We start from the raw sequence: 25,145 nt of genomic DNA, 5'->3' as shown, positions 1-25,145 counted from the left end.
TCTGTACGGTATCGCACATACACACATTTACCAAATGGCGCCCATCCGTAGGTACTACACAGCGCCAGAAACCGTGTCGGCATGTACCGAGAGGGGAATCACACAACACAGGTCCAAAGGCAGATCGACCCAGCGAAGCCGCTCTCCCACCTGGAGCCAGCGTGCGCCAGATGGGGCACCGTCCGGCAACGCGGCAGGCTCCGCCCCTGGGGCCATCCGCACCAGGATGAACCGCAGCGTGCGCCCACCGCGCACGAGCGTCAACTCTGCGCCCGGCCAGTGCGATGGCAGGCAAGGGGTGAAGAACAGCTCCTGCGCGCCCATCTGCAACCCCACGATGGACTCCACCGCCGCCCGGTGCAGCCAGCCCGCCGCGCCGGTGTACCAGCTCCAGCCGCCGCGCCCCACATAGGGTGGCTGGCTGTAGATGTCAGCCGCCATCACATAGGGCTCCACGGCGTACACCGGCCCCCACACCGGGTGCTGGGCCCGGTGCGCCGGGCTCAGGTAGGTGAAGTAACGGTAAGGCACATCGAACGCACCGGGGTGCTCAGGCTCCTGCAGGGCCAGTTCTGCGGCGGCCATCAGCGCCCACACGCCGCCATGGGCATATTGCCCCCCGTTCTCGCGCACGCCGGGCGGGTAGGCCTGGATGTAGCCCGCGCTGGGCGTTGCATGGCGCAGCGGGGGCGCCAGCAGCTGGATCAAGCCTGCTGCGGGGTTGACCAGATGCGCCTCGACCGCGTCCATCGCATGGCGCTGCCGCGCAGGCCTTGCTGCGCCAGAGAGCACTGCCCAGGCCTGGGCGATGAGGTCAATGCGGCCCTCGTCCCGCGTGTGGCAGCCCAGTGCCGTGCCATCGTCAAAAAAGGCGCGCTGGTACCAATCACCGTCCCACGCCTGGTTTTCCAATGCGGCGCGCCAGCCGGTCAGGGCGGCGTCCCACCGCTGCACGCGATCCAGATCGCCCCGATCGCGGGCGATCGGAATCCAGTCAGCAACGATGGCGCACAGGAACCACGCCAACCACACCGATTCGCCGCGCCCACCGTCGCCCACGCGGTTCATGCCGTCGTTCCAGTCGCCGCCGCCCATCAGCGGCAGGCCGTGTGCGCCGGTGCGCAGGCTGCGGTCTATGGTGCGGGCGGCATGCTCGTACACACTCGCCGTGGTGGTGCTGGCGCTGGGCGCTTCGTAGATGTCTTCCGCCCCTTCGGGGATCGCAGAGCCTTCGAGGAACGCCACCTGCTCCTCCAGCAAGCTGTAGTCTGCAGTGCGTTCCAGGTAATGCGCGCAGGCAAAGGGCAGCCACAGCAGGTCGTCCGAGAAATGCGTGCGCACCCCGGCTCCGCCCGGCGTGTGCCACCAATGCTGCACATCGCCCGCTTCAAACTGGCGCGACGCGCACAGCACAATCTGGGCGCGCAAGGTGCCCGGCTGCGCCCAAGCCAGCGCCATGGCATCCTGCAACTGGTCGCGGTAGCCCGTGGCACCGCCCGCCTGGTAAAAGCCCGCCTTGGCAAACAGGCGTGAAGACACCGTCTGGTACAGCAGCCAGCGGTTGACCAACACGTCGAACAGCGGGTCGGGCGTGGTCACCTGCGTTGCGCCCAGCAGCAGATTCCACTGGTCGACGGTCGCCTTCTCCCGCGTGCGGGCCGCGACGGCCATGGCCTCGGCGCCCAGCGTGCGTGCTGCAGCCTCGGTGGGTGCGTAGCCCATCAGGTACACGCGCTCGAACACCGCCCCGGCCCGCAAGGTCACCAAACGCGACAGGGCTGCACAGGGGTCCAGCCCATACCCGCTGCGCTGCCCCAGCTGCAGGGGCACCACCAGATTGCCCTGCGCATCGAAGAACTCGCGGCGGTCGCAAGTCCAGTCCAGGCTGTCGTTGGCACGGTCGTCCGTGCCCGGCCCAGCCGAGGCTTCGCAGAAAAAGGCCGTGCCCCCGCCCAAGCCTGCGGCCGCCTCGGTCTGCGTGCACAGCAGGCCCAGCAAGCGGCCATCGGGCAGTGGTGCAAAACACGGGGCGGTGGCCAGCGTGGCACGGTCGCCGCGTTTTTCGCCCATCATCCACTCCACCATGCCCACCAGGCGCAAGTGCTCGCGCCGGTTGCCCAGGTTGCGCACCTGCACAAACACCTGCTTGATGGCGGTGACGGGGTCCACACACCAGCGCACCTCCACATCCAGCGCGCCTCTGCGGTGGCGGATGGTGGTGGTGCCCTGGGCGTGCTCCACGCGGTACGCCACATCGGCCGCACCCCAGGCCGAGGGCGTCAGGCCCCACACCTCGCGCGTGCGGCGGTCTTGCAGCAGCAGCCATTCGGCGGGCGGGTCGGCCACCGGGTCGTTGGACCATGCGGTGAGCTGGTTCAGGCGGCTGTTGAGCGCCCAGGTGTTGCCCGCGCCAGTTTCCGACACCATGGCCCCCAACTGGGCATTGGCCAGCACATTGACCCAAGGTTTGGCAGGCCGCAGCGCGGCCGACACATCAAACCCAAAGGTGCCGGTCACCGGCGCAAAACCGCCCACCGGCGCGGGCGCCCGCGTGCTGCCCTGGTGCGTGGGCACTTCGTCCGTGGCGCCGCCGCGCCAGGGGCTGGCCATCGAGACGCCATGGGCTCCTACCCAAGCCTTCACCTGGTGCACGAGCGCATGGCCGTCGGCCTGCAGGGTGATGCGGGCCAGGCTCACCAAGGTGCCCAGCTGCGCAGCCGACAGCTCATCCAGCCGTAGCACCCGCAGGCTGGTCACCGCCGGGCCGGTGTGTGTGGCCAGGTCGGCATCGTGGTGCTCGCGCAGCAGCGTCAGCTCCCGCTGCAGGGGCATGTGGTACGAGTGCGATTCACTGCTGAGCACCACCAGGTCGCAGGCCACACCGCCATGCGCCCATTCGCGCAGCGCCTGGGCCAGCGTGCGCAGCAAGCCCATGCCCTGGGGCGATCCGGCCATCACCAGCACGATGGGCCGGTCGCCTGAGAGGCCCAGTTGCCACAACGTGCGCCGGTCACACACGGGGTGGGCGGCCTGGGCCTCGGTCAGCACGCCCACGTAGGGGGTGTGGACCTTGGGCAGCGTGAACACCAGCGCCGTGGTCAGTGCCTGCAGCGCGGGCAGGTAGTCGCGGTGCGGGCGGTGCGACGCCCACTGGATGCTGGCCAGCGTGGCCGACATGGCCGAAGCGCGCTCCAGATAGGTGGGCTGGCGGTACTTGTCGATGATGGCCAGCAGCGTGGCCGGGTCTTGCGATGCCGCCGTGGCAAAAGTGACGCAGGCCTGCGCACCGGGCGCAATGCGCAGCATCACGCCCAGCGCCGCCACAGGGTCCAGGCCCGTGTCCAGCGATGCAGGCACTTCAGGCACGCGGCTGAGCAAAGCCAACGGCTGGCCGGGCGTATGGTTGCGCCCCAGCCAGAGCTGCCGGTCGGTCTGGCAACGCAGGCCCAGCACCTGCCCTTGGGTATCTGCGACAAAGTGGGCGGCTTGCAGGGTGGTCTCGGTCTGCAGGCGGGGCGTTCGAATGAACCTCAGCGCCTGCTGTGCGGGCAGCCAGTCGGCCGCGACGAAAAGGTTGGAGAACGCGGGGTGCGCCTCGTCGGCCGCGTGGGTGGCCAGGGTGATGTCCAGGGCCGAAATCAGCTCCAGCTCGATCACCTCATCACCCAGGTTGCTCACCACCACCTTGCGCAGTTCAATGTCGTCTTCCGGGCTCACCCACACGGTGGTGTGCACGCGCAGCCCCGGCCACAGTGCGTCAAAACACACGCGGTCGGTGTGGAAGATGCTGCCATACACCGCACGCGCATCGGGCGCGGGGTGGCTGGTGACGGACGCGGGCACGCTGGAGCCCATCTGCCGCACATACAGAAAGCTGCCATGTGCATCCCGCAGCGCATCGTCGCGCCAGCGGGTGATGCCCGTCTGGTGCCAGCGGCTCCACCCTGCCCCGTTGGCGCGCAGGGTAACGCTGTAGCGCCCGTTGCCCAGCAGGTGTGTGGGCTCCAAGACCTGGGCGCCCGGGGTGACGGGGCGCACATGGTCGGGTGTTTTTTGTTGGCGCGCATGCAGCGGCAGGCGCGGCGGTGTGGCCTGCAAGGTGGGCAGCTCGCGCGGGGCGCGCTCCTGCAGCAGCGGCAGCACGGCTTCGATGCGGGCATGCGCCGTGCCCCAGCGCTGCGCAACGCCACCCAGCAGCACGTTGGCCAGCGCCACGATGGTCATGCCCTGGTGGTGGGCCATGTAGGTGCTGACCAGCGTGAGCCGTTCGCCATGGGTCTGGCGTTCGGGCGTGAAGTCCAGCGCCTCGTAAAAGCCGTAGCGCCCCCGCGCCGACAGTGCGGCCAGCGTGCGGAAGTTGGCGCAAGCTGCACGGGCATCCACCTGGGTGGCCAGCGCCGTGGCATAGGGGGCAATCACCAGCTCGCCCACGGGCGTGCGGCGCAAGGCCAGGCGGGGCACGCCCTGCGGAGCGTACTGGTAGGCCAGCGTGTGGTCGCGCCCGGCGTAGGCGCATTCTGAAATGCCCCAGGGCATGTCTTTGCCCAAGGCCAGCACCAGCGCCACATGCTCACGCAGGGCGGACCGCCCTGCCTCGCCCAGGGCGCTGTGATACGGCTCGTCCATGACCAGCGTAGGCATCAGGTACTCGAACATCGAGCCTGACCACGAGCGCAGCACCGCATGGTGGCCGCTGGCAAAGAACGGCCGCCCCAGGGCCGCCCAGTGCTTGACGGGCAAGTCGCCCTTGGCGACGGCCAGCAGGCTGGTAGTGCGCGACTCGGACGCGAGCAAGTCGTAGAACGAGGTGTCCAGCTGCTGCTCGTCCACCCGGTAGCCAATGTGCAACAGGTGCCGGCGGGGGTGGTACAGAAACCGGAAGTCGGCCTGCCAGGCCAGGGCGTCCAGCGCATCGGCCAAGGCCGTGAGGCGCCGCGTGGCATCGGGCGCGCCGCCACTGTGCGCGGCATGCTGGTCGCGGTCCACCGACTGCAGTGTGGCCAGGTGGTCGGTCAGCAGCCACAGCAGTTCGTCCTGCGCCGTGGGCGGGCTGTGCACGATGGCCGGGTGGCGTGGCTGGGCCATGCTGCGCAGTTCGTCCTGCGCCTGCGCCAGCAGCGCGCGAAACGCCGTGGCCTCCGGCTGGTGCGCCGGGTCCGGCAGACGCATTCCCAGCAGACGGCTCAAGGCGGACGAGGGCTGCATCCCACGCAAGCCCGGGTGGTGGACGCCCAGCCGGGGCTGCAGTCGAGCCAGCGAGGTGCGGATGGCCTGCGCACCCGCCAGCGGTGACAGTGGCTGCGCCGCCAGCGCGCTGCAGGCCTGCGCCACGGCAACCAGGTGCGCGCAGAGATTGCCGCTGTCCACCGTGGACACATAGCGCGGGTGCAGGGGCTGCAGGGTTTCGGTGTCGTACCAGTTCAGGAAGTGGCCCCGGTGCCGCTCCATGGCTTGCAGGGTCACGAGGGTGGCTTCGAGCCGGTCGAGCAGTTCCAGCGTGCCGATCCAGCCGAACTGGCGCGCGCAATTGGCGCTCAGCAGGTACAGCCCGATGTTGGTGGGCGAGGTACGGTGCGCCACCATTTCACACGGGGCGGTCTGCAGGTTATCGGGCGGCAGGTGGTGGTTGTGGGCGTCTACACAGCGCTCGAACAAACGCCAAGTGTCGCGCGCCACGCCGTGCAACAGGTCCTGGTCTTGTGCCGACAGTGTTGGGTTGCCCAGGCCAGACGGAACGCGGTTGGCCAGCCACACCAGCAGCGGCGACAGCGCCCACAGCGCCAGCAGCGGCCCCACCAAGGCCCAGGGTGCCTGGGTTCCACCGGCCCACAGCGCCACGCCACAGCCCAGCGCCAGCAAGGGTGCCGCCTTGTGTCTGCGCAGCGTGGCGCCCAGGCCTGTGATCAGGGTGTTCTGCGCAGCCTCGGCCGTGGTCCACTCCAGCAGATGCCAGCGGCTCACGGCCTGCCGGTGCACGGTGCGCACCACGGCATCGCCCAGCAGCAGCGCCTGCTGCGGCAGCAGGGCCAAGTGCCACACACCACTGGCCAGGGCCCTCAACAGGTCGCCCGATGCTTCGTGCACAAAACGCATGCCGACCAGCCCAAAACGACTGGGCACCCAGCCCGCCAGTGCCCCCATCAAGGGCGCAGCCGCATAGGCCGCCACCACCAGCGCCAGCGTGCTGGCCAAGGGCAGGCCCAGCCCCGCCAGGGCCAGCACCACCAGCACCAGCGATGCGGGCGCCACGAGCGAGCGGCGCAGGTTGTCCAGCAGCTTCCAGCGGTTGATGGGCGAAAGGCCCCAGCGCTGGGCCTGGGCCAGAAAGGGCCACAGCTGCCAGTCGCCCCGCGTCCAGCGGTGCAGGCGGGCGGCTGCGGTGTCACTGTGTTCGGGCTCCGCCTCCACCAGCGTCACATCGCTGACCACGGCGCAGCGTGCCAGCGCACCTTCCAGCAGGTCGTGGCTCAGCACCTGGTCGGCCGGCAAGCGCCCGCCCAGCACGGCGTGCACCGTGGCCACATGCAGCAGGCCCTTGCCGGTGAAGCTGCCTTCGGCAAAAAAATCCTGGTAGACGTCGGACGTCATGGCGCTATACGGGTCCAGCCCCTGCTGGCCCGCAAACAGCCATTGCCACAACGAGGTGGTGGCAGCGGTGGGCAGTGGCGCCAGCACCCGGGGCTGCAGGATGCCGTAGCCCTGTACCACGCGCTGGCCTGTGGCATCCAGCCGGGGCTGGTTCTCGGGGTGCTCGGCCACCCCCACCAGGCTGCGCAGGCGGCCCGGGGGCAGCTGCGTATCGCTGTCCAGCGTGAGCACATAGCGGGTCTGCGGTGCCAGGTGCGAGAGTTCGCCCAGGTCCAGGAAGGCGCCTTGCCCGCCAGTGGCGAGGGCCGCCACCAGCTGTTCGAGCTTGCCGCGCTTGCGCTCCCAGCCGATCCACTGCTGCTGCGTGGGGCTGTAGGTGCGGGTGCGGTGCAGCAGCAAAAACCGCGGGGCACCGCCCGTGATAGACGGGTGCTGGGCATTCAGGGCCAACATCAAGCCCTCGGCATGGGCCAGCAGCACGCCGTCTTCGGGCAGGTCTTGCACATCGGCATCCACACCGTCGGTCAGCAGCGCAAATTGCGCAAAGGGCTCGGGGTTGGCCAGGTAATGCAGGTGCAGGCGGTGCACCAACCGCTCGATGGTGCCGGTGCTGCTGAGCAGGGCCGGGATCGCCACCAGCACACGTGCCGATACCGGAATGCCCGCTGGCAGCAGGTAGCGGGGCATGTAGGTCGGCCGGACGGATTCGCCAATGAGCCGGTTGACCACGGCCACCACGATCTCGGACACCGGCAGCAGCAACAAGACGGCGAGCAGCGCCAGGCCCGCAAGATGGGCTGCGCTGGTATCGGGCCCCGCCTGCACACCCCACAGGGGCGCCATCAGCCAGGCCAGCAGACCGAGCGAGCCCACCAGCAAGGCGCCGAGGTACAACGGCACACGCGACAGGCCCACCGCAGACCGCCACAGGGCCACCGCGTCAGTGGCATGTCGGCGCACACCCAGGGCATGCTCCAGCTGGTTGCGCCCGGCGCCTTGCAGCCAATAGCCTGCCAAGGCCTGCGCAGCTCCCGGATGATCTGGAGGCTCGCCGTCGGCACCCGACATCAGCACCAGCAGCGCCTGCGCCACGGCGGCCTCGCCCTGCCCGCTGCGGGCCGACAGGTTTTCAATGCCGTGCAAGGTGGTGTTGCGGGTGGACTCGTCTTCGGCCGCGAACACGGGCGACTGCAGCATGGCGCGCAGCACCAGGCTGGTCTGGCTGATGATGTCGGACCAGTCGGCCGCGCCCACCCGCCGCAGTGCCGTGACGGCATTGCCCATGCTCAGCTGGTCGGCGGCCTGGTTGATCTGCTGCTGGGCCTGCAGCGCCACCAAGTCGGGCACAGCGGTCAGCAACCACTGCTGTACGGGCGTTGGCGTGCCTGCAGCGGCATGCCCGCCCACCACGCCGCGCCCCATCATTGACTGCGCCAGGTGGGCCAGGAACACCGGGGCCACGCCACGCTGCTCCATGGCTGCGCAGGCGGCATCCAGCGTCAGCACGTTCAGGTCCTTGCTGCGGGCGGCGCACAGGCTGGCCAGCTCCTGCGCGGCCTTGTGGCTGGCCAGGCGCTCGGCCAATCGGCGCAGGTTCTCCACCAGCACCACACGCAGCGTGGTGGGCAACGCCCACAGCTCCCCCTGGCTCAGCTCGCGGGTCTGCTGGTAGGCATTGAGATAGTGCACCAGCAGCGACTCATCAAACGCGCTGTCGGTATGGGCCACAAACGACCAGGCCACACCGTACACACGCGGCAGACCCACCAGCGGAGCGTCTTTGAGCACGGGCAGCGAGCGGTAGTAACGCGGCGGCAGCCCGGCCCGGATCTCCTTGAGCTGGCTTTCGATCAAATGAAAGTTGTCAAACAGCCATTCAGCGGCGGGGCTGATGGCATGCTCGTCATGCGGTGCATCGAACAGGTAGCGGTATGCGGCCCGCAGCGCGCGGATGTTGCTCTGCAGGCGTGGGTAAAAGGTGGTGCGGCCAAACGGTGCCCTGCCTGCGTCGTGGGACGCGCCCAGGTGCCGGCCATGCTCTTCGAAGCGGGCCACGCCAAACACTTCGGCCCGCAAGGGGTCCAGCACCAGGCCTGCCCGGGCATCGAGCATGCGGTCCAGCGCGGAAGGAACCCAGGGCCATGGTGTGCGTAAGCCCATGCGTGCGCCCCCTATCGCACCAGCGATACGACCCCCACCAGCAACGTGATCAAGAGTGCAACGGTCACCACATGTTCGGCCACCAGGGTCTGCAGCCATGCAGCACCAGCGAGCAACTGGTCCACCGGCCCGCGCAAGGCGCCGCAGTGCGCCAAGTGTTCACCCAGGCGGGAAAGCTCCAGCAGCGATACGTCTGCCGGCTGCCCGACGCAAGACGTGTCCCACGCAGAGGCAAGGGTGGATGGATGGGACATAGGCGGCTCCTGGTACACAAGTGAATGGCGCCACCGCGTTGCGGCAGCGCTCTGATCCTCTTGTACAAGGGGCTGGGGCCGCGAGTCTGTACGCTGTCGAACAGACCACCAGAGAGGCCTTTTTCAGCCCAAAGGCAACCCACCAAGAACTGAAACGATCAGTTACCAATCAAAGAGCGATGGTGTTCCACCCGGGCACACGCCTTCAATCTGCAGCATGCGCAGCTTGGTCAGCGCGCCGCCTCCGGCCGAAAAGCCGCCCGGCCGGTCACCCGCAGCCAGCACCCGGTGGCACGGCACCACGGGCGCAAACGGGTTCAGGCCCAGCGCCTGCCCCACGGCGCGCGACAGGCCCTTGCTGCCGATCTGTTCGGCCACCTCGCCATAGGTGCGCGTGCTGCCCGGCGGGATGGCCCGGGCAATGGCATAGACCTGCTGGTGAGACGGCGAAATGCCGGACATGTCGAGCGGCACCTCGCACAGGTCGCGGGGGTGCCCCGCCAGCAGCGCCTGGATGCCTTCGATGGCGCTGCGCACGGTGGCGGGGGGCTCCCCAGACTGCGCGCAGTGTGAATGGCTGCGCAGCAAACGCGCCCGGGTCGCCTCGGCATCCGCCTCGGGCAATTGCACGGCCACGATGCCGCCCGGACCCCAGGCAATGCCGCAGGTGCCGATGGCGGTGTCGAACAGCGCATGGCCGTGGCCAGGGGCGGCATCAGGCACAGTGCGGGTCCATCCTTGCAGGCTTGGTGTTCACTACTCTTTTTATAGCTACCAGCGCTTACTGGATAAGCGCTAGAGGCTAATTTTTCTCATATTTTCGGCACCAAAGCATGCGCGTGCGCCATCAATCGGCCCGCAGCGCCGCGCGCAGTTGCGCGCCCAGCTCGGGCTTGGCGGCAAACGGGTCGGTGGGGTTGCGGCCCATCATCACGTCTTCCATGCGCGTCTGCACCGAGGCCAGTGCCTTGGGGTGGCTGTAGATGTAGAACTGGCCTTGAGCCGCTGCGTCGAACACTTTTTGCGCTACCTCGGCGGCGGTCACCTTGCCGCTGCCCACGGCCTTGTCGCTCATGGCCTGGCCGATGAGCTGGCTCTTGGTGGGCTTTTCGGCAGGCAGGTCGCCGGGGCGGTTGCGGTGGCTTTGGTTGATGCCGGTGGGCACAAAGAAGGGGCACAGCACGCTGGCGCCGATCTGGTCAGTGACCAGCGACAAATCCTGGTACAGCGTTTCCGACAGACTGACCACTGCGTGCTTGCTCACGTTGTAGATACCCATGTTGGGCGCCGCCAGCAGGCCCGCCATGCTGGCGGTGTTGACGATGTGGCCGCGCCAGGCGGGGTCAGCCTTGGCCGCTGCCAGCATCATGGGAGTGAACAGGCGCACACCGTGCACCACGCCCCACAGGTTCACGCCCAGCACCCATTCCCAGTCCTTGACCGAGTTCTCCCACACCAGCCCGCCCGCGCCCACACCCGCGTTGTTGAACACCAGGTGCGGCGCGCCAAAGCGCTGCTGCACATCGGCGGCCAGCTGCTCCATCTGCGCAGCGTTCGATACATCCACCTTGCGGGCCAGCACCTGGCTGCCTGCGGCCTGCATCTCGGCAGCGGCGGCGTCCAGCGCGTCCTGCTGCACATCCACCAGCACCAGGTTCATGCCGAGGCGGGCACCGATGCGCGCGCATTCCAGGCCAAAGCCCGAGCCTGCGCCAGTGAGAACGGCGGTTTTGCCGGAAAAGTTGTCGATCATGGTTTTTGTCTCCTTGAGTCCGTAACAATTTAGAGCGTTGGGCTGAAACTGGCGGGGCCCACACCGGGGACGCCGAGCAAGGGCCGCCGAGCCGCGTATGCGGCGCCTCGCTTGCGTGCGAGGGCGTCGTCCCCCTTCCCGGCGAAGCCGAGAGAAGGGGGAAGCGGCACAGCCGCTCAGGGGGATGGTCTTAGAACATACCCAATGCGCGGGAAGTGCACATGCACCGTGCCCGCGCGCGGGTCGGTACGCCGCAGCGTGTAGCGGGTGCGGGTGGCAGCAATCAGCTCGCCCTCGGTGGGCTCCGTGCCAAAGCTCTCGGCGGAAATCGTGACCTGGCTGCCCAGCGGGATGCCGTGTTCGTCCTGGAACACGTCGTCCATCAGGGGCAAAGGGTCCATGCCCGCAGCTACCGTGACGGCGTCCTGAGCGCTGAACTTTTCCATGCGGCCATGGCCCAGCGCTGCGATGCGGTCCATCCACTCCAGCACGGCGGGGGTGGCGGCAAAGATGTCGGCCATCACCGGCACACATTGGCGCGTGAACCACAGCGGGTGGTAGGCCGCAAAGTCGGCCAGGCAGGGCTCAGCACCAAACAAAAAGTCGTGCTCCTCGGCCATGTGGGCGATGCGGCGCAGGTACGAGCGGTAGGCAGCCGTCGCGTCGGCCGGTCGCAGGCGCTGCATGCCCGCGCTCATCTCACGGCGGTCTTCGCCAAACACTTGCGCGGCGGCAGGCGGCAAGTTGGCAAACAGCACCGCAGCGCCTTTGGGCTGCAGGTTGTAGGCCATGGCGGCCCAGAACAGCGTGCTATCCGCCCACTGTGCAAACACACGCGCCACGCCCTTGAGGTGCGGCGGGTACAGCACCGGCTCGGGCTGTTCATGCTCCAGCACGTCGCAGATGAGGGCCGAATCGCAATAGATGTCGGCACCGATCTGCAAGAACGGCGTCTTGCGGTAACCCCCCGTGAGCGCCACCACATCGGGCTTGGGCATGACGCTGGGGATGATCACGGACTTCCAGGCCAGCTGCTTGAAGCCGAGCACCGCGCGGATCTTTTCGGAGAACGGCGACGAGGGGTAGTGGTGCAGGATGAGGTGGGACATGGGTTACTCCTCGGAAGATTTACGAAGTGCCCGCTGGAGCTGACACTGGTGACAACGTGTGATCCTGGCGCAGCCAAAGCCAGCGCCCCCGCGCAAGGGCCGCCCCGCCGCGCTGGGGGCGTCCCCCTCCCGACTCACGCAGTGAGTCGAGAGAGGGGGAAGGCGCGAAGCGACTCAGGGGGAGCTTCATGCAGGGAGCGCACGGGCCAGGATGGCGTCAAGGTTTACACCCGCGCCCAGCGTGCCAAAGCTGTAGCCCCAGTCGCCGGAGAGGCGCGAGTCGCAAAACGCGCGGAAAACGGCACCGGGCGCACTGCGCAGCAGCAGGGCCGCCTGCACGGCCAGCGCCACATCCTGCGCGAGGCGCCGGGCCTCGGCCTCGGTGGTCATGGCGTCCACGCGCAGGGGCAATGCGCCGGCCAGACGGTCCAGCGCCGGGTGGGCGCCGCGTGCGGGTGCCAGTTCGGCGTCCAGAGCGGCAGCGGTGTCGGCGCGGCGCACGGCGCGCATCAAATCCAGCGCCATGATGTTTCCCGCGCCTTCCCAGATGGAGTTAAGCGGCATCTCGCGGTAGATGCGGGCCATCACGCCTTCGCCGCCCTCTTCCACATAGCCGTTGCCGCCCAGGCATTCCATGGCCTCCTGCGCAAACACGCTGCCGCGCTTGCACACCCAGAACTTAGCCACGGGTGTGAGCAGGCGGTCCATGATGGCCTCGTGCTCGCTCTTGTCTTTGTGGTCAAAGGCGCTCGCAAGCCTTATGGAGAGAGCGGTAGCCGCTTCACTTTCCAGCGCCAGATCGGCGAGCACGTTGCGCATGAGTGGCTGGTCGATGAGCTTCTTGCCAAAGGCCGAGCGCTGGCGCGTGTGGTGCAGAGCGATGCTGAGCGCCTGGCGCATGAGGCCGCTGGTGCCTAAAGCGCAATCGAGCCGCGTCATGGTGCCCATCTCCAGGATCTGCGCCACGCCCCGGCCCTCCTCGCCCACGCGCCAGGCCGTGGCGCCGATAAATTCGACCTCGGAACTCGCGTTGGCGTGGTTGCCCAGCTTGTCTTTCAGGCGCTGGATGCGGATCGTGTTGACCGCCCCTTCACCACCATCCGGCAACACACGCGGCAGGAAGAAGCAGGTGAGCCCGCCGGGCGCCTGCGCCAGGATCAGGAACGCATCGCACATGGGGGCCGAGAAGAACCATTTGTGGCCGGTGATGCGGTAGCGCGCGCCCCAGGCATCGTCACCATCGTGCACAGCCTGTGTGGTGTTGGCGCGCACGTCCGATCCGCCCTGCTTCTCGGTCATGCCCATGCCCATGGTGAGCGCGGATTTCTGCGAGAACAGCGCGAGGCGCGGGTCGTACTGCGTGCTCGCCAAACCCTTGCTCCAGTCCGCCCATACCGCTGAATTGCCTCGCAATGCCGGGGTCACGGCGTAGCTCATCGACACGGGGCACAGCACCGAGGGCTCGGCTTCGGTGAACAGCATGAAGCCTGCGGCCCGCTCGGTATGCGCGTGGCCCGTGTCCTGGCGCGACCACGGCGTGGCGTGCAGGCCGTGGCGCAGCGCAGTGCCGATGAGCGCGTGGTAGCTGGGGTGGAACTCCACCACATCGGTGCGGTGGCCGAAGCGGTCGTGGGTGCGCAGTTGGGGCTTGTAGGTGTTGGCGAGCCGAGCATGGGTCTGCATTTCGGCCGATCCCATCTCCGCGCCCAGCGCCGCGAGGCCCGCCAGCGGCAGGCTGGGGGCATGCAGGCGCAGCGCGTCCTGCAAGGGCTGGTTGGCGGTGAAGAGGTTCACATCGGCCCAGGGCGTGCTCTGGTTGAACACCTCATGGGTGGCGGCAGGGCTGGCAGCGGTCATGGCGGCTCCTCAGGCGGCGGGGCTGTCACCCCGCCTCAGCATTTCGATGTGGGGGATATCGTCTTCCAGGTACTCATCGGACACGGTCTCAAAGCCCAGGCTGCCGTAGAAGCCCTGCAGGTGCGCCTGCGCACTGATGCGGATGCCCCGCCCCGGCCATGCCTGGCTGCAGCGAGCGATGCCCTCGGCCATCAGCGCCCTGCCCGTGCCGTTGCCGCGCGCTTCCTTGGCGGTGACCACGCGGCCGATGGAGGGCTCGGGGTAGTTCACGCCCGGGTCCACCACGCGCAGACAGGCCTGCGCCACCCCGGCCTCGTCGTAGCCCAGCAGGTGGTAGGACTGCTTGTCCGCTCCGTCCGGGTCCTGGTAAGGGCCCTGCTCCAGGATGAACACCTTGCAGCGCAGCGCCAGCGCATCGTGCAGGGCGTGCACGCCGAGGTCGTCGAAGCGGGCCCAGGTCCACCTCAGCATCATCAGATCAGCTTCACCAGCTGTTTGCCAAAGTTCTTGCCCTTGAGCAGGCCCAGGAAGGCCTCGGGCGCAGCGGCGATGCCCTGCGCAATGGTCTCGCGTGGGCGCAGCTTGCCGGTGCCGACCAGCGTGCCCAGTTCCTTGAGGGCATCAGGCCAGACTTCCATGTGCTCGCTCACAATGAAACCTTCGACCTTCATGCGGTTGATGAGCATGAGCGCGGGGTTGGCCATGGGCAGCGGCGCGCCGTCGTAGCCAGCGATCATCCCGCACAGGGCAATGCGGCTGAAGGCGTTCATGCGCAGCATGACGGCGTCCATGATCCAGCCGCCCACGTTCTCGAAGTAGCCGTCGATGCCGTTGGGGCAGGCTTCCTTCAGGGCCTTGGACATGGCCTTCACGTCGCTGTGTTCCTTGTAGTCGATGCAGGCGTCAAAGCCCAGCTCTTCCACTGCGTACTTGCACTTGTCGGCGCCACCGGCAATGCCCACCGCACGGCAGCCCCGGGCCTTGGCCAGAGCGGCAAAGGCGCTGCCCACGGCGCCAGTAGCGGCGCTCACCACCACGGTGTCGCCTTCCTTGGGCGCAATGATCTTGACCAGTCCGTACCAGGCGGTCACGCCAGGCATGCCCACGGCGCCCAGGTAGTGCGACAGCGGCACATGGGTCGTATCGACCTTGCGCAGCGCGCCGGGCTGCTCGGCATTGACCACGCTGTACTCCTGCCAGCCACCCATGCCCACCACCTTGTCGCCCACCGCGTACTTGGGGTGCTTGCTTTCGGCCACCTCGCCCACGGTGCCGCCGATCATGACTTCGCCCAGCGCCTGCGATGCGGCGTAGCTCTTGCTCTCGTTCATGCGGCCACGCATATAGGGGTCCAGGCTCAGAAAGTGGTGGCGCACCAGCACCTCGCCGTCCTTGAGCGCCGGCGTGTCGGTGGCCACCAGCTTGAAGTTGCTGGCCACGGCTTCGCCTTGGGGGCGGTTGTCGAGAACGATTTGTTGGTTGCGTGGCATGAGAGGCTCCTTCAGAATGTCTATCACTATGAATTCAATAGCTGCCAGCGCTTATAGATAAAGCGCTAGAGGCCAATTTGACTTAAAAATCTGACTCAATCGGTGGAAATGACCTTGAGGTCATTCACATTGCGCCCATCGACTGGCAGGCGCCGCACGTACTTGAACGTGCCGGTGGCATGGCAACACACCTTGCCCTGCGCGTCATACACCGTGCCTTCGGTAAAAGCCATGGTGGCCGTGCGGTGAATGAGCCGCCCCTTGGCCACCAGCGGCCCGCGTGCGGGCTGCATGAAGCTGGTCTTCATCTCAATGGTGACCACGCCCATGTCGGGCGTGTCGCTGCGCGCCGCCGTGGCCATGGTCACGTCCAGCAGCGTCATCGACGCACCGCCGTGGGTCACGGCAAACGAGTTCAAGTGCTCGGGCTGGGCTTCGTAATGCAGCTCAGACTCGCCGCCTTCCATACGCTGCAGCGTAAAGCCCAGGTGGTGGACAAAGGGAATTTCGACACCGAAACTTTTCAAGGGATTTCCTCAGTACACGAACTCAAAAACTGGCGCGGCCCAGACCAGGGCAGCCGAGCAAGGGCCGCCCCGCGGCGAGGGCTGCGTCCTCCTTCCCGGCGAAGCCGAGAGAAGGGGGAAGGCGCACAGCGCCTCAGGGGGATGTACCGAATTCACCCTCCCGTGACGATACTCACGCCTCCGTCCACCGCCAGCCATTGGCCGGTGATGTGCTTGCCCGCATCCGACGCGTACAACGCGCACAGGCCCTTCAGATCTTCATCATCGCCGAGACGGCCCAGGGGGGCGTGGGCGGCCAGCGCTTCCTCGCCCATGGCCTTGAGCGTACCCACCGTCATTTTGCTTGGGAAGAAACCCGGGCAGATGGCGTTGACGCGGATGTTGTACGCGCCCCATTCAGCGGCCAGGGCCCGTGTGAAGTTGATCACCGCGCCCTTGGAGGTGTTGTAAGCAATGGTGTTCATGCCCTTGGGGTTGCCGCCCAAGCCTGCGATGGACGCCACGTTGATGATGCTGCCGCTGCGGCGCGCGATCATGCTGTGCTTGGCGATGTGCTGACTCAGGATGAAGTAACCGCGCACGTTGAGGTTCATCACCTTGTCCCACGCGTCCACAGGGTGGTCTTCGGCAGGGGCACCCCAGGCTGCGCCTGCGTTGTTGACGAGGATGTCCACATGGCCCAGGCGCTCCAGGGTCTCGTCGGCCAGACGCCGGATGTCGTCTTCCTTGGCGCAATCAGCGGCGATCCACCGTGCGTCGATACCCGCAGCCTGCAGGTCGGCGGCAGCCTCTTCCAGGTCAGACGCCTTGCGCGAGCTGAGCATGATCTTGGCGCCCGCTTCGCCCAGCGCGTGAGCCAGTTGCAGTCCCAGGCCGCGCGAGCCGCCGGTGACCAGTGCGGTCTTGCCGGTGAGGTCAAACAGTTGTTGGATGGTACGGGTCATGCTGAAAGTCTCCTTCGGTTTTGGATGGATCTGTCGTTGGGTGTTTGCCCCACGCGCCCGAGGATTGTGCGATGCAATGCGGGCGCTTTGTGTCGCGGGGGTGTCGGGCGTTCAGCTAAGAGCCTGTTCAAAATTTTTCTGGAGCCGCACAAGTGCCTTGCCGGGATGGGATGCAAGGCGCGGTGGGCAGCCAATAGCGCGGCTATTGGCAAGCGCCGCAACGCCGCAGACAGCCCGGCAAGGCACTTGCCCGAAGGGTTGGAGTGAAATCGGGCGATTGGACGCCCCGGCTGCTTGCATGGGCATGAGCCCATGCGGCGCATCCGAAGCATCCACTCATCCCGATTGCACTCCAATGCGGTCTCCAAAAAGACTTTGAACAGGCTCTAAGGGCCGGGGTCGGTGTGCAACCGGGCCCGCACCGCGATCAGCACCACACCCACCACGGCCAGCACCCCGCCGCCCACGATGAGGCTCCAGCCCAGAGCCTGATCGGTGCGGGCGGTGGCGATGCCCAGTATCAGCGTGAGCAACCCGCCGTAAATCAGCAGCCAGATGAGCTTGTGCAGGCGTTGCAGGGTGAGTTGCGCCGCCATCAAAATGCCTCTTCAGGGAAGGCCGCGCAGGTGGCATCGCGCGTGCTCACCACCTGCAGCCAGGCACCGATCTTGGGCAGCTCGTAGTGGAAGAAAAAGCGCATGCCGCCCATGCGTCCCACGCTCGCGGGCTGGGCCAGATCGGCATCCCGGGCCAGCGTGGCCAGGGCCACGTCCAGCCAAACCCAGGCGAGCACCGTGTGGCCAAAGGCCTGCATGTAGGGCACGGCATTGGCCAGCGCATCGGCAGGCTGGCCCGTGGCCCAGGCGGCCTTGGTGGCGGCGCCCACGTCCTGCAGCGCCTTGCCCAGCGCGTTGGCATGGGCCGCCAGTGCGGGCACCTGGATCGCACGTTCGATGGTGGCGTTGATGCGCCCGGCCAGCAGTTGCAGGCCGCGGCCGCCTTCCATCAGCACCTTGCGGCCGAGCAGGTCCATGGCCTGGATGCCGTGGGTGCCTTCGTGGATCATGTTCAGGCGGTTGTCGCGCCAGTACTGCTCCACCGGGAAGTCGCGGGTGTAGCCATAGCCACCATGGATCTGGATGGCCAATGAGTTGGCCTCCAGGCAGAACTCGCTGGGCCAGCTCTTGGCAATGGGGGTGAGCACCTCCAGCAGCAGGCGGGCTTCGTCGGCCGTCGCCGCGTCGCCCGTGTGCTGCTCGTCCACCAGCTTGGCGCAAAACAGGTTGAGCGCGAGCGCCCCTTCGCCATACGACTTCTGGGCCAGCAGCATGCGCTTGACGTCGGCGTGTTCGATGATGCGCACCTGGGGCTGGGCGGCGTCCTTGACCACGGCAGCAGCGCCATCCTTGGGGCCCTGCACCGGGCGCCCCTGGGGCCGGTTCCTGGCGTAGTCCAGGCTGGCGTAGTAGCCCGCCAGCCCCAGCATGGTGGCGGCCATGCCGATGCCAATGCGCGCCTCGTTCATCATGTGGAACATGCAGTGCAGGCCCTTGCCGGGCTGGCCCACCAGGTAGCCCACGGCCCCGGCCTTGCCCTCAACCGGGAACCTGCCTTCACCGAAATTAAGCAGCGTGTTGGTGGTACCGCGCCAGCCCAGCTTGTGGTTGAGGCCCGCCAGCGCCACGTCGTTGCGCACGCCGGTGAGCTTGCCTTCGGTGTCCACCAGTTTCTTGGGCACGATGAACAACGAGATGCCCTTGGTGCCCGGCACCAGCTTGCCGTCCGGCCCCGGGATCTTGGCCAGCACCAGGTGCACGATGTTTTCGGTCAGCTCATGGTCGCCCGAGCTGATCCACATCTTGTTGCCCGTGAGGCGATACCTTGCACCCAATGGGTCGGCCTCGAAGCCATCGCCATCAGGCACTGCGCGCGTGGCCACATCCGACAGCGAGGAGCCCGCCTGCGGCTCGGACAGACACATGGTGCCCGACCAACGCCCGTTGAATTCATTGAGTGCAAACACCTGCTTTTGCGCCTCGGTGCCATGCACCATGAGCAGGTTGGCGTTGCCCGAAGTCAGCAGGTTCGAGCCGATGCTGATGGATGCCACCGCAAAGAAGCTGTTGGCGGCCGCCTCGACGGCATAGGGCAGCTGCATGCCGCCGACCTCGTAGTCCTGCGCGGCCGACAACAGGCCGGATTCCGCGTAGGCCTTGCGCGCCTCGTAAGTCGCCTGGGGCAGGATGACCTTTTCACCGTCGAAGTGTGGCTCCTCGATGTCTACGGTGCGGTTGAAGGGCGCGTACTTCTCGCGAGCGATGCGCTCGCAGGTGTCGAGCACCGCATCGAAGGTTTCGCGCGAGTGGTCTGCAAAACGCGTGCGGGCCGTGAGGGACTGGGCATCGAGCCAGTCATACAGCAGAAAGTCGAGCGTGGAACGCAGGGTCATCAGAAGGTCTCCTTGTGGCTGCGTGCATGCCCGATCTCCAATGGCCTGATAGGGCCTCAGCGTGCAGGCAGCACGATGTTCTTGAAACACCAGTAGTCCATGTCCGAATCGGGCTTGGGCTGGCAATTGGCTTCTCCGAGCTGCAGGCGTGTGGCACCTGCAGGCAGTGGCGGGAACGTGATCTTGACGAGCTTGTTGCGGCCGGGCTTGACCACATCCATCTTCACGTTGCAGAAAGACAGGCCTCCAATCGACAACTGCTGCAGCACGGTGCCGGTGCCCAGGTCCTTGAGCGTGAACGCATCGGGCGAGCCGGTGGGTTGTGCACAGGCCTCGAACGATTCATCGGTGGTGTTCTTGACGGCAAGCGTCACCCGCGTCTGTTTGGCGTCCACCACGATGTCCTGCAAAACCACGTCGGAGTCCGACTCCAGCGGCAGCTGGAGCTTGTAAGTCTGGCTCTGGGCATGGGCACCGCATGCAACGGCAAGGGCCGAGAGGGCGACACAGTGGCGAAAGGAAGGAAGCAGACAACGCATGGGAGGTACCGGGTTCGGGATGGAGAAAGGAGAGTGGTTCAGGGCCACAGGCAAGCCGGTGGTCGCGCGGATTCTGCCCGCGCCAACCGCGCCGAGGGGCGCATCATGCCCCGGCAAAGCAACAATTTGTAGCCAGCGCCTCTTCACCCCCCCGGCACTGCTGGGCCCTGGTGTCTTCCTCTCATCCCCTTCTACCGGTAGTTCAGGCATCCATCTGAAATTTGCTGTGCGGAGAGCCAACACATGCGGTCCGCCCATGGGCCCCACCACTGCTGCTTGCGCCACCCACAAAGGGGCAAGCGCACAGGAAACACGTGTAGGTGCCGCCTGTTGCGCCGCCCCAAGCCAAGTTTTACAGCACTTCGAAAATGCCCGCAGCGCCCATGCCGCCACCAATGCACATCGTCACGCACACCTTCTTCGCACCACGGCGCTTGCCTTCGATAAGCGCGTGGCCCGTGAGGCGCTGGCCCGACACACCGTAGGGGTGGCCCACGGCAATCGCGCCGCCGTTGACGTTCAGGCGGTCGGCCGGAATGCCCAGCTTGTCGCGGCAGTACAGCACCTGCACGGCAAAGGCTTCGTTCAGCTCCCACAGGTCGATGTCCTGCACCGTGAGGCCCAGCTTTTTCAGCACCTTGGGCACGGCAAACACGGGGCCGATGCCCATTTCGTCGGGCTCGCAACCTGCCACCGCAAAGCCGAGGAAGCGGCCCAGGGGCTTGAGGCCCTTCTTGCTGGCGTACTCTTCGCTGGTCACCACGCAGGCGCCGGCGCCGTCGGAGAACTGGCTGGCGTTGCCGGCAGAGATCAAACCGCCAGGCAGCGCCGAGCGCAGGCCGCTGATGGCTTCTACCGTGGTGCCTTCGCGTGTGCCTTCATCCTTGCTCACGGTGACCTGCTTGGTGATCAGGCCCAGCGTTTTGTCGGCCACACCGGCCGTCACCGTGATGGGGGCGATTTCTGCGTCGAACAAGCCAGCGGCCTGCGCTGCGCAAGCCTTCTGCTGGCTGGCGGCACCGTATTCGTCCATGGCTTCGCGGCCGATGTTGTAGCGCTTGGCCACTTGCTCGGCGGTCTGCAGCATGCTCCAGTAGATCTCGGGCTTTTGCTTGGCCAAGGCCAGGTCCTGGATCATGTGCAGGTTCATCTCCTGCTGCACGCAGGAGATGCTTTCGACACCACCGGCCACGAACACATCGGCTTCGCCAGCGATGATGCGCTGGGCGGCCATGGCAATGGTCTGCAGGCCCGACGAGCAGAAGCGGTTGACGGTGACACCGGAGGCGGTGATGGGCAGGCCGGCCTTCAGGGCGATCTGGCGCGCGATGTTGCTGCCTGTGGCACCTTCGGGTGTCGCGCAACCCATGATGACGTCGTCCACGTCAGCGCCATCAATGCCGGCGCGCAACACGGCGTGCTGCACGGCATGGCCGCCCAGGGTGGCGCCATGCGTCATGTTGAAAGAACCCTTCCAGCTCTTGGCGAGCGGCGTGCGGGCGGTAGAAACAATCACTGCGGAGGTCATGTGAATTCCTTTGATTCTGTGGATGGGTGCACGCGGCTATTTACTGGAAGGCCTTGCCTTCGGCGGCCAGCTTGGCCAGCAGCGGAGCGGGCTTCCAGAACGCTGCGTCATCCAGCGGGTTCTTGGCAAAACGGTCCATGGCCTGCACCACGTTGAACAGACCCACTTCGCTGGCGTAGTGCATGGGGCCGCCACGGTGGATGGGGAAACCGTAGCCGGTCAAGTACACCATGTCGATGTCGCCGGACTTGCTGGCGATGCCGTCTTCCAGGATGTGCGCGCCTTCGTTGACCAGGGCGAACACCAGGCGCTGCACGATTTCTTCGTCCGAAATCTTGCGCGGCGTGATGCCCAGTTCCTTGCGATGGTCTTCGATCATCTTGTTGACCAGGTCGCTCGGGATCGCGTCACGCTTGCCGGCCTGGTAGTCGTACCAGCCTGCGCCGGTCTTCTGGCCGAAGCGGCCCAGTTCACACAGCTTGTCGGCCGTGCGGCTGTACTTCATGTCGGCACGTTCGACGGAGCGGCGCTTGCGGATGGCCCAGCCAATGTCGTTGCCCGCCAGGTCGCCCATGCGGAACGGACCCATGGCAAAGCCAAACTTTTCGATGGCCTTGTCCACCTGCTGGGGCGTGCAGCCTTCGTCCAGCAGGAAGCCAGCCTGGCGGCTGTACTGCTCGATCATGCGGTTGCCGATGAAACCATCGCACACGCCCGAGACCACTGAAGTCTTCTTGATCTTCTTGCCGATGGCCATCACCGTGGCCAGCACGTCCTTGGCGGTCTCCTTGCCACGCACCACTTCCAGCAGCTTCATCACGTTGGCAGGGCTGAAGAAGTGCATGCCCACCACGTCCTGCGGACGCTTGGTAAACGCTGCGATCTTGTCCACGTCGAGCGTGGAGGTGTTGGAAGCCAGAATGGCGCCAGGCTTGGCCACAGCGTCGAGTTGCTTGAACACGGCTTCCTTGACGCCCATCTCTTCGAACACGGCTTCGATGATGAGGTCGCAGTCCTTGAGATCGTCGTAGCTCAGCGTGGTGCTCAGCAGGGCCATGCGCTGCTCGTACTTGTCCTGCTTGAGCTTTCCCTTCTTGACCTGGGCTTCGTAGTTCTTCTTGATCGTGGCCACGCCACGGTCCAGGGCTTCCTGCTTCATTTCCAGGATCTTGACGGGGATGCCTGCGTTCAGGAAGTTCATGGAAATGCCGCCGCCCATGGTGCCCGCGCCAATCACGCCCACCAGCTTGATGTCGCGCTTGGGGGTGTCGGATGCGACATCAGGGATCTTGCTCGCCGCACGCTCGGCCATGAACAGGTGGCGCAATGCACGCGACTCCGGCGTCCACATCAGGTTGATAAAGATCTCGCGCTCGACCAGCATGCCTTCGGCAAACTTCTTCTTGGTGGCGGCTTCAACAGCGTCCACGCACTTGGCGGGTGCGGGGAAGTTCTTGGCCATGCCCTTGACCATGTTGCGCGCGAACTGGAAGTACGCGTCGCCTTCGGGGTGCTTGCAGGGGAAGTTGCGCACCAGGGGCAGCGGGCGGGCATCGGCCACGCTCTGCGCGAATGCCAGGGCTTCTGCGGCCAGCGATTCGGCCGACGCTGCCATCTTGTCAAACAGCTTCTGGCCGGGCACGGCGCCAATCATTTCGCTCTTCACGGGCTCGCCGCTCACGATGAGGTTGAGCGCGGCTTCAACACCAATCACGCGGGGCAGGCGCTGCGTGCCGCCCGCGCCGGGGATCAGGCCCAGCTTGACTTCGGGCAGTGCAATCGAGCAGCCAGGCGCCGCAATGCGGTAGTGGCAACCCAGGGCCAGCTCCAGCCCGCCGCCCATGGCCACGCTGTGCATGGCGGCCACGACAGGCTTGGCCGAGTTTTCAATGGCGGCAATCACCGACAGCAGGTTGGGTTCTTGCAGCGACTTGTCGGTGCCGAACTCCTTGATGTCGGCGCCGCCAGAGAACGCACCACCGGCACCGGTGATCACGATGGACGTGACCGCTGCATCGGCATTGGCACGGCCAAGGCCGTCCACGATGCCTTGGCGGGTCGCCAGGCCCAGTCCGTTGACGGGAGGGTTGGCCATGGTGATCACGGCAACGGAGCCGTGGACTTTGTATTCAGCGGTCATGCTGGTGTTCCTTGCTTGCTTGGAAAAGTGAAAAAGAACGGTCGTGCGTTTTTATTGTAGAGACTTCGCGTGACATTGACAGTGTCAATTTGTCCCGGGCGGGACAAGGCTGTCGCCGCCAAACGGCTCCACCGGACATAAAGAAGGCGCCATGGGGATTCCAGGCGCCTCTATTGGCCAATCACAGGCTGGGGCACGGCCCGCAGCCGGTGAGACCGGCGCGGCCAAGGCCAGTGCCCCCGCGCAAGGGCCGCCCCGCCGCGCTGGGGGCGTCCCCCCTTTGGGGGGAAGGCGCGAAGCGACTCAGGGGGGCTTTCATACCTCCAGCCATTCCTTGCGGATGTAGTTGTCGGCCCGCAGGCTGTCCGGTGTGCCCTGGAACACGATCGAGCCGTGCCCCATGACCAGCGCGCGGTCCGAGATCTTCATGGCAATGGTCAGCTTCTGCTCGATCAGCAGCACCGAGATACCCCGCGCCTTGATGGTCTGCAGGTACTGCCCCACCAGCTCGACAATCTTTGGGGCCAGGCCTTCGGTGGGCTCGTCGATGATGATCAGGTCGGGGTCGCCCATCAGGGTGCGGCACAGCGTAAGCATCTGCTGCTCGCCGCCCGACATCACGCCCGCCTCGGTGTGCTGGCGCTCCTTGAGGCGCGGGAACATCTCGTACATGTCGTCAAACGACCAGCGGCTACTCTTGCCTTTGCCTTTCTGGCCCAGCAGCAAGTTCTGGTGCACGGTGAGGTTGGGGAACACATCGCGGCTTTCGGGCACGTAGCCCACCCCCAGGTGGGCGATCTCGTAAGCCTTCTTGCCGTTGAGGTCCTGCCCCTTCCAGTTCAGCGTGCCCTCCCAGTCCACCAGGCCCATGATGGCCTTGGCGGTGGTGGAACGGCCCGAGCCGTTACGCCCCAGCAGGGCCACGATTTCACCGGGTTGTACGTCGAAGGTCACGCCATGCAGCACATGGCTCTTGCCGTAATAGGCGTGGAGATTTTCGATTTTCAGCATGTCAATGTCCCGCCCCTTGCTCGTCCGCAACGACAGAGCCCAGATAGGCCTCCTGCACGCGCTGGTTGGCGCGCACCTTGTCGGGCGTGTCATAGGCAATGACCTCGCCATAGACCACCACAGCAATCTTGTCCGCCAGGCCAAAGACCACGCCCATGTCATGCTCCACCGTCAGCAGCGTGCGGCCTTCGGTCACTTCCTTGATGAGGTGGATGAAGCGCGTGGTCTCGGTCTTGCTCATGCCGGCCGTGGGCTCGTCGAGCAGGATCACGTTGGCACCACCCGCGATGGTGATGCCGATCTCCAGCGCGCGCTGCTCGGCATAGGTGAGGTTCATCGCCAGCGTGTCGCGCTTCTTGTCGAGCTTGATCATTTCCATGAGCTGCTTGGCGCGCTCATTGGCATCGTGCAGGTTCGACAGGAAACGCAGGAACGTGTACTTGTAGCCCATGCTCCAGAGCACACCGCAGCGCAGGTTCTCGAACACCGAGAGCTTGGGAAAGATGTTCGTGATCTGGAAGCTGCGCGACAGCCCCTTGCGGTTGATCTCGTACGGCGCCAGCCCGTTGATGCGCTGGCCATTGAGGATCACATCCCCGCTTGTGGGCGCAAAACGCCCACTGATGAGATTGAACAGCGTGGACTTGCCCGCGCCATTGGGGCCGATGATGGCCACGCGTTCGCCCGAGGCCACGGACAGGTTAACGCCACGGATAATTTCCGTCTTGCCAAAGCTCTTGCGCAGGTCGCGCAGTTCCAGGGCATAGGTGGTGTTGGTTGGGTTGTCAGCTGCCAT

Annotated in this window: 17 protein-coding genes; all 17 read right to left on the bottom strand. The window is 66.2% G+C overall.

Going from position 1 to position 25,145, the window contains the following annotated elements; genetic code table 11:
* Window positions 1-54: 54 nt before the first annotated feature.
* Window positions 55-8,700 (bottom strand): glycoside hydrolase family 94 protein, encoded by an 8,646-nt coding sequence (locus NFX52_RS03355; protein ID WP_252635387.1) that lies wholly within the window; start codon window positions 8,698-8,700, stop codon window positions 55-57.
* 59 nt (window positions 8,701-8,759) lie between these two features.
* Window positions 8,760-9,002, bottom strand: coding sequence for a hypothetical protein (locus NFX52_RS03350; RefSeq protein WP_055393999.1), 243 nt, complete (start codon window positions 9,000-9,002; stop codon window positions 8,760-8,762).
* Between the two features lie 162 nt (window positions 9,003-9,164).
* Window positions 9,165-9,725 (bottom strand): methylated-DNA--[protein]-cysteine S-methyltransferase, encoded by a 561-nt coding sequence (locus tag NFX52_RS03345; protein WP_055394001.1) that lies wholly within the window; start codon window positions 9,723-9,725, stop codon window positions 9,165-9,167.
* Window positions 9,726-9,849: 124 nt separating this feature from the next.
* Entirely contained in the window at window positions 9,850-10,755 is a 906-nt protein-coding gene (locus NFX52_RS03340; RefSeq protein ID WP_055394003.1) for an SDR family oxidoreductase, read from the bottom strand.
* A gap of 176 nt (window positions 10,756-10,931) precedes the next feature.
* Window positions 10,932-11,864: a glutathione S-transferase family protein gene (locus tag NFX52_RS03335; protein WP_055394005.1), complete on the bottom strand. Its 933-nt coding sequence runs from the start codon at window positions 11,862-11,864 to the stop codon at window positions 10,932-10,934.
* Between the two features lie 186 nt (window positions 11,865-12,050).
* Window positions 12,051-13,721, bottom strand: a complete 1,671-nt coding sequence (locus tag NFX52_RS03330) for an acyl-CoA dehydrogenase family protein (protein WP_055394007.1) — start codon at window positions 13,719-13,721, stop codon at window positions 12,051-12,053.
* A 9-nt stretch (window positions 13,722-13,730) separates the two neighbouring features.
* Entirely contained in the window at window positions 13,731-14,195 is a 465-nt protein-coding gene (locus NFX52_RS03325) for a GNAT family N-acetyltransferase (RefSeq protein WP_055394009.1), read from the bottom strand.
* Window positions 14,195-15,211, bottom strand: a complete 1,017-nt coding sequence (locus NFX52_RS03320) for an NADP-dependent oxidoreductase (RefSeq protein WP_055394011.1) — start codon at window positions 15,209-15,211, stop codon at window positions 14,195-14,197. The genes NFX52_RS03325 and NFX52_RS03320 overlap by 1 nt, the downstream gene beginning before the upstream one ends.
* A 95-nt stretch (window positions 15,212-15,306) precedes the next feature.
* The gene (locus NFX52_RS03315; protein ID WP_055394013.1) at window positions 15,307-15,738 is read right to left on the bottom strand and encodes a PaaI family thioesterase; all 432 of its coding nucleotides are present in this window, start codon (window positions 15,736-15,738) and stop codon (window positions 15,307-15,309) included.
* A 152-nt stretch (window positions 15,739-15,890) separates the two neighbouring features.
* Window positions 15,891-16,682 carry an SDR family oxidoreductase gene (locus NFX52_RS03310; protein ID WP_055394014.1) on the bottom strand — a complete coding sequence of 264 codons (792 nt, stop codon included), beginning with the start codon at window positions 16,680-16,682 and terminating at the stop codon, window positions 15,891-15,893.
* Between the two features lie 386 nt (window positions 16,683-17,068).
* Window positions 17,069-17,278: a hypothetical protein gene (locus NFX52_RS03305; RefSeq protein ID WP_055394016.1), complete on the bottom strand. Its 210-nt coding sequence runs from the start codon at window positions 17,276-17,278 to the stop codon at window positions 17,069-17,071.
* On the bottom strand, window positions 17,278-19,131 hold the full coding sequence (locus NFX52_RS03300; RefSeq protein ID WP_055394018.1) for an acyl-CoA dehydrogenase: 1,854 nt from the start codon (window positions 19,129-19,131) through the stop codon (window positions 17,278-17,280). Before NFX52_RS03300 ends, NFX52_RS03305 begins: the two co-directional genes overlap by 1 nt.
* A 56-nt stretch (window positions 19,132-19,187) precedes the next feature.
* A complete protein-coding gene (locus NFX52_RS03295) occupies window positions 19,188-19,670 on the bottom strand; it encodes a hypothetical protein (RefSeq protein WP_055394020.1) in 483 nt (160 codons plus the stop codon).
* Window positions 19,671-20,022: 352 nt separating this feature from the next.
* Window positions 20,023-21,198, bottom strand: coding sequence for an acetyl-CoA C-acyltransferase (locus NFX52_RS03290; RefSeq protein WP_055394022.1), 1,176 nt, complete (start codon window positions 21,196-21,198; stop codon window positions 20,023-20,025).
* Between the two features lie 40 nt (window positions 21,199-21,238).
* A complete protein-coding gene (locus tag NFX52_RS03285) occupies window positions 21,239-23,338 on the bottom strand; it encodes a 3-hydroxyacyl-CoA dehydrogenase NAD-binding domain-containing protein (protein WP_055394024.1) in 2,100 nt (699 codons plus the stop codon).
* Between the two features lie 315 nt (window positions 23,339-23,653).
* Window positions 23,654-24,349, bottom strand: coding sequence for an ABC transporter ATP-binding protein (locus NFX52_RS03280; protein WP_055394026.1), 696 nt, complete (start codon window positions 24,347-24,349; stop codon window positions 23,654-23,656).
* Between the two features lies 1 nt (window position 24,350).
* Window positions 24,351-25,145, bottom strand: coding sequence for an ABC transporter ATP-binding protein (locus tag NFX52_RS03275; protein WP_055394028.1), 795 nt, complete (start codon window positions 25,143-25,145; stop codon window positions 24,351-24,353).

Origin of the sequence: Acidovorax facilis, assembly GCF_023913775.1 — a bacterium.
In the GTDB taxonomy this organism is placed as follows: domain Bacteria; phylum Pseudomonadota; class Gammaproteobacteria; order Burkholderiales; family Burkholderiaceae_C; genus Acidovorax; species Acidovorax facilis.
The sequence above is the reverse complement of the archived record's forward strand: the minus strand, read 5'-3'. Positions and strand labels throughout refer to the sequence as shown.